Raw genomic sequence first — 6,356 nt, 5'->3', positions numbered from 1 at the left:
CACCCGGCCCCGCACCCATCACCGGAACAAACACCGACACCAAATTCGCCACCGAACCATGCGAGACCCCCACACCCTTCGGCACCCCCGTCGACCCCGACGTGAAAATCACATACGCCAACGAAGCCGGATCCACAGCCACCTGCGGCGCCACCTCCGACGAAACATCAGAGCTGGCCAGCTCCTCCACGCCAACAACGACCCCCACCCCGGCATCGGCAAGCATGAACTCCACCCGCTCCACCGGCAGAGACGCGTCCACCGGCACATACGCCGCCCCCGCCTTCCACACCCCCACAATCCCCACCACCATCTGCGGACCACGCGGCAACCGCAGCCCCACCACCGACTCCCCACACACACCCCGACCACGAAGCCAATTCGCCAACCGATTCGCCGCCACATCCAACTCGCCGTAAGACAGCTCCACACCCTCAAACACCACCGCCACCGCACCCGGAGCCTCCACCACCCGCTCCGCAAACAACTCCAGCACAGACACATCCACCACATCGAAAGCCGTGTCATTCCACTGCCGCACCACCACATCGCGCTCATCGGCATCCAGCACCTGCACCGCACGCACGGAGATGCTTGGCTCATCGACCAACGCGCCCAGGACCCGTGCGAACCAGTCCGCGATCCTGCTCACAGTCCGTGGCTCGAACAGGTCCACGGCGCCGGTCACGGAGCCCTCCAGTCCCGCAGGGCGGCCCTGGTCGTCGGCCATCTCGTGCAACGACACTTCCAGGTCGAACCGTGCGGAGCTGCCTGACCCGTCGAGTGCCTCGGTTTCGACGTCGGGCAGTTCAAGTACGGCACGGTCCAGGTTGCGCAGCGTCAGCATCACCTGGAACAGCGGGTGCCGCACCAGCGACCGCGATGGCGCCAGCTCCTCCACCAGCCGCTCGAACGGCACATCCTGATGCGCCAACGCCCCCAGACTCGCCTCCCGCACCCGCCCCAGCACCTGCCGGAACTCCGGACCACCCGACAGATCCGTACGGATCACCAACGTGTTCACGAAGAACCCGACCAGATCGTCCAGCGCCTCATCCGTACGACCCGCCACCGCCGCGCCGACGGGGATATCCGTCCCCGCACCGAGCCGCGACAGCGTCACGGCCAGGGCCGCCTGCGCCACCATGAACGCTGTCACGCTCTCGGCACGCGCCACCTCCACCATCCGCTCGTGCACCTCGCCGGATATCCGCACCGGCACCCGATGACCCTGATGGCTGGCCACCGCAGGACGCGGCCGATCCACCGGCAACACCAACTCCTCCGGAACACCAGCCAACGCCCGCCGCCAGTACTCCACCTGCTGCGACAGCAGACTCTCCGGATCCGACTCCTCCCCCAGCAACTCCCGCTGCCACACCACGTAATCCGCGTACTGCACCGGCAACGGCTCCCACACCGGAGCCGCACCCCACAACCGCGCCTCATAAGCGGTGGACAGGTCGCGGCCTAGCGGCCGATGGGACCAGCCGTCAGTGGCGATGTGGTGAACCACCAGCGCCAGCACCTGCTCGTCCGAGCCCGCCTGGAACAACCACGCCCGGATCGGCAGCTCCACCGACAGGTCGAACGCGTAGTTCGCGGCCTGCGCTGCGGCACCCGCCAGCGCGTCGGGCTCCACCTCGGTCACCGTGACGTGCCAGTCGAGCTCGTCCGGGTCGAGGATCTGCTGGTAGGGCTCGCCGTCCGTGGCGTGGTAGATACTGCGTAACGGTGCGTGTCGGGCGATGACGTCCCGCAGCGCCGCGTCCAACGCAGCGATGTCCAGCGCGCCGGTCAGCCGCACCGCGAGGGAGAGGTTGTAGGTCGGGCTCGGTCCTGCCAACTGGTCCAGGAACCAGAGGCGTTGCTGCGCGAAGGACAGCGGCGCCCGCTCCGGACGGGCTCCCGCGCGCAGCGGGAGGCGGGCCCGGTCGTGCCGAGGGTCGGTGACCAGGAGGGCCGCGAGACCGGCCGGTGTGGGGGTCTCGAAGAGCGTCCTGATCTTGACTTCCGCGCCCAGCCTGCTGCGTATTCGGGACAGCAGCCGGATGGCGAGCAGGGAGTGGCCGCCGAGCTCGAAGAAGCTGTCATCCACTCCGGGCGCGTCCAGGCCCAGAACCTCGGCGAAGATCCCGCGGAGCGCGGCCTCGGTCTCGTTCGCCGGTGCCCGGCCGGTATCGGCGCCCGGGAACTCGTCGGGGAGCGGAAGGGCCTTGCGGTCGAGTTTGCCGTTGGCGGTCAGCGGCAGCTCCGGCAGCGTGACGAACGCTGCCGGGACCATGTATTCGGGCAACCGCCGGGCCACGAACTCCCGTAGGTCCCCGGCGCCGGACCCGTCCCCGGCGAGCACGACGTACGCGATCAGCCGGTCGCCACCGGTTCCGTCCTGGCGGGCGATCACCGCGGTGCGGGAGACGGCGGAGTGCTCCAGCAGGACGGATTCGACCTCACCTGGTTCGATGCGGTAGCCGCGGATCTTCAGCTGGGTGTCGGCACGTCCGGCGAACACCAACTGCCCGTCCGACGTCCACTTCGCCAGGTCCCCGGTGCGATACATCCGCTCCCCGGAACCCGGGCCGAAGGGGCACGCCACGAACCGCTCACCCGTCAACCCCGGACGGCCCACATACCCACGCGCCACGCCCGCACCGGCGACGTACAGCTCACCGACGACACGCGTAGGAACGGGACTGAGCGCATCGTCCAGTACGTACAACCGGGTGTTCGCGAGGGGACGGCCGATCGGGATCACACCCCCGGCCACGGTTGCGGGGGAGAGCTCGGCGGTGGCGACGCCGATCGTGGTCTCCGTCGGGCCGTAGTGGTTGAATACCTGACGGTGTGCGGCGGCCCCGACCACGTCGCGTGTCCAGGCCGCTGGTGCGGCCTCCCCGCCGAGCACCAGGGAGCGGGCGGGCAGCACGGCTTCCACTCCGGCGTCCGCGGACAGCGCGGCCAGGTGTGACGGCACTGCTTTGACGAAGTCGATCCTCTGGTCCCGCAGATAGTCGGTCACGGCTGCCGGGTCGGTCACCGCCTCGGAGTCGAGAACGTGCAACTGGCCGCCGGTCGCCAGGCTGACGAACAGCACCGTGTTGCCCAGGTCGGTCACCTGCGGTTGCAGCAGTGCGTAGCGCGAGCCGGCATCCGCCCATCCGAGCCGGTCGGTCACCGAGGCCACGTAGTTGGCAACCGCTCCATGGGTGACCAGGACTCCCTTCGGCGAGCCCGTCGATCCGGATGTGTACATCACGTACGCCAGCGTTGCGGGGTCCACCGTGGCCGCCGTGACCGGCGTGACCGGCGTGACCGGCGTGACCGGCGTGGCTGGTTCGGTGAGTTCTGGTCCGGCGGAAGCCGCCGAGCGCATCGCCTCGTCGATCCACACCACCGGCCCGTCTACCGGCACGTCTACCGGCCGATCCGCGTTCGGGGAAACCGAGTCGCGGTCCGTCAGGAGCACTGTCGCTCCGCTGTCCGCCAGCATGAACGCGATGCGCTCGGACGGCAGGTTCCCGTCGATGGGCAGGTAGGCCGCGCCGGTCTGCCACACCCCCAGGATCGCCGTGATCATCTCGATGCCGTGGGGCAGGCAGAGCCCCACCACCGATTCGGCGCCCACGCCCTCGCCACGCAGGTATCGGGCCAGTCGGCCGGCCGACGCGTCGAGCTCCCGATACGTCACCTCGACGCCGTCGGCCACCAGGGCTGTCGCGTCCGGGGTCGCGGCCACCTGGTTCCGGAACAGGCCGGGGAGCGCCGAATGCGCGTGGGGCACGGTGGTGTCGTTCCACTCGATGAGCACCTGGTCCCGCTCGTGGGCGTCGAGCAGGCCCACCTCGTGCAGCCGCAGGCCCGCGTCCGCGGTCACCCCATCCAGTACCCGGACATACCAGGCGGCGATCTTGGACGCGGTGGATTCGTCGAACAGGTCCGCTGACAGGGTCAGCAGGGCGCGCAGGCCGGCCGGGCGGTCCTGGCCGTCGAACGTCTCGCTGACGGTCAGGTGCAGGTCGTATCGCGCGGGCTGGGCGGCTGCGACCACGATCTCGGACGTGCCCACTGCGACGTCGGCGCCGGTCAGGTCCAGCTCGGCGGGGTCGGTGTTCAGCATGGTGAGCATGGTCTGGAACAGCGGATACCGGCTGAGTGACCTCGTCACCGCCAGCTCCTCGACCAGCCTCTCGAAGGGCACGTCCTGGCGCTCGAGCGCCCCCAGGCTCACTTCCCGCACCCGCTCCAGCACCTGCCGGAACTCGGGATTCCCCGACAGGTCCGTCCGGAGCACCAGCGTGTTGACGAAGAAGCCGACCAGGTCGTCCAACGCCTCGTCGGCGCGCCCGCTGACCGGCGCGCCGATCGGGATGTCGGTGCCGGCGCCGAGCCTGGACAGCAGGACGGCCAGCGATGCCTGGAGGGCCATGAAGGGGGTGACGCTCTCGGTCCTGGCCAGCTCAACAAGTCGCTGGTGCACTTCCGCGGGCACCTCGAACGGAACCCGATGCCCGCGGTGGCCGGCCACCGCGGGGCGCGGACGGTCGGTCGGCAGCGTCAGTTCCTCCGGCGCACCGGCCAGCATCTGACGCCAGTACCCCACCTGCCGCGACAGCAGGCTGTCCGCGTCCGACTCCTCGCCCAGCAGTTCCCGCTGCCACAGCGCGTAGTCCGCGTACTGCACCGGCAGTGGCTCCCACGCCGGGGTCTCACCGCGCACCCGCGCCGCGTAGGCCGTCGACAGGTCGCGTGCCAGCGGTCTCATCGACCAGCCGTCCGAGGCGATGTGGTGCATGACCAGCACGAGCACGTACTCGTCGGCGGACGTCTGGAGCAGTTCCGCTCGGATGGGCAGTTCCTCGGCCAGGTCGAATGTGTACTCGCGCGCCTGCGACACGGCCTCGGCCACGTCGGCGGTGCCGACCTGCCGCACCTCCAGATCCCACTCGACCTCGTGCATGGCCAGGATCCGCTGGTGCGGTTCGCCGTCGACGGACCGGTAGAGGGTGCGCAGGGGCTCGTGGCGTTCGATCACGTCGCGCAGTGCTCTCGCCAGCGCCGGGACGTCCAACTGGCCGGTGACCCGGATCGCCGCCGGGTTGTTGTAGGTCGGGCTCGGTCCCTGGAGTTGGTCGATGAACCACAGCCGGCGTTGCGCGAACGACAGCGGCAGCAGCTCCGGCCGGTCTCCTGCCGCCGGGGCCGCCCGGACGGAGTCCGACCCCGCCCGCGCGAGCAATGCGGCCAGGCCGGCCACCGTCGGCCTCTCGAATACGGTCCGCAGCGGCAGCTCAGCGCCCAGAGCGACGCGGATCCGCGACACCAGCCGGGTGGCGAGCAGCGAATGTCCGCCCAGTGTGAAGAAGTTGTCGTCCGGCCCGACCGATTCCAGGCCCAGCACGCTGGCGAACGCCCCGCACAGGAGCTCCTCCTGCACGGTCGCCGGACCGCGTCCCGTCCCGCTCGCGTACTCCGGGGCCGGCAGCGCCTGGCGGTCCAGCTTGCCGTTGGCGGTCAGCGGCAGCTCCGGCAGCACTACCACCGCCGCAGGCACCATGTACGCCGGCAGCCGCTCGCCGACGAAGTCGCGCACGGCGGCGGGCAGCCCGGCAGGCGTGGCCGTGGCCGTAGCCGTAGCCGTAGCCGTGGTGTCATCGTCGGCGGCCGCGACCACGTAGGCCACCAGCCGCTTGTCCCCCGGGATGCCCTCCCGGACCGCCACCGCGACCTGCTCGACATCGGGATGCCGACGCACCACGGCCTCGATCTCACCGAGCTCCACCCGGAACCCGCGGATCTTGACCTGGTCGTCCGCCCGGCCGGCGAACACCAACTGCCCGTCCGCCGTCCACTTCACCAGGTCACCGGTCCGGTACATCCGCGTCCCCGCGGAACCGTACGGGCACGCCACGAACCTCTCGCTCGTCAGCCCTGTCCTCCCGACGTATCCCCGTGCGATGCCGGCGCCCGCCACGTACAGCTCACCGGTCACGCCGGGCGGCACCAGGTCGAGGCGGTCGTCCAGGACGTACAGACGGGTGTTGGCGATCGGACCGCCGAACGGCACCGTGCCCGTGCGGTCGGCGTCGACCGTGCCGATCGCCGAGATGACCGTCGCCTCGGTCGGACCGTAGGCATGCACCAGCTCACGCCCCGGCGACCACGTGCACGCCACGCTCTCGCTGACCGCCTCCGACCCCACCACCATCGGACCCACCTGCGCGAGATCCTGCGGATCCAGCACCTCCAGCAGCGACGGCACCACACTCGCCACCCCCACACCCTCCAGCTCCGCCAGCCTCCGTGGCTCCCGACGCTGCCCCTCACTCGCGATCCACAACGTGGCACCCGACGACAAC

The 6,356-nt window shown here is 70.2% G+C and carries 1 protein-coding gene; it reads right to left on the bottom strand.

What is annotated here, in order from left to right:
- Positions 1-6,356, bottom strand: a 6,356-nt coding sequence (locus ACYVOO_RS40350; RefSeq protein ID WP_461020701.1) for an amino acid adenylation domain-containing protein, incomplete at both ends; no start/stop codon positions are given.

The organism is Streptomyces daliensis, from assembly GCF_054782395.1.
The sequence above is the reverse complement of the archived record's forward strand: the minus strand, read 5'-3'. Positions and strand labels throughout refer to the sequence as shown.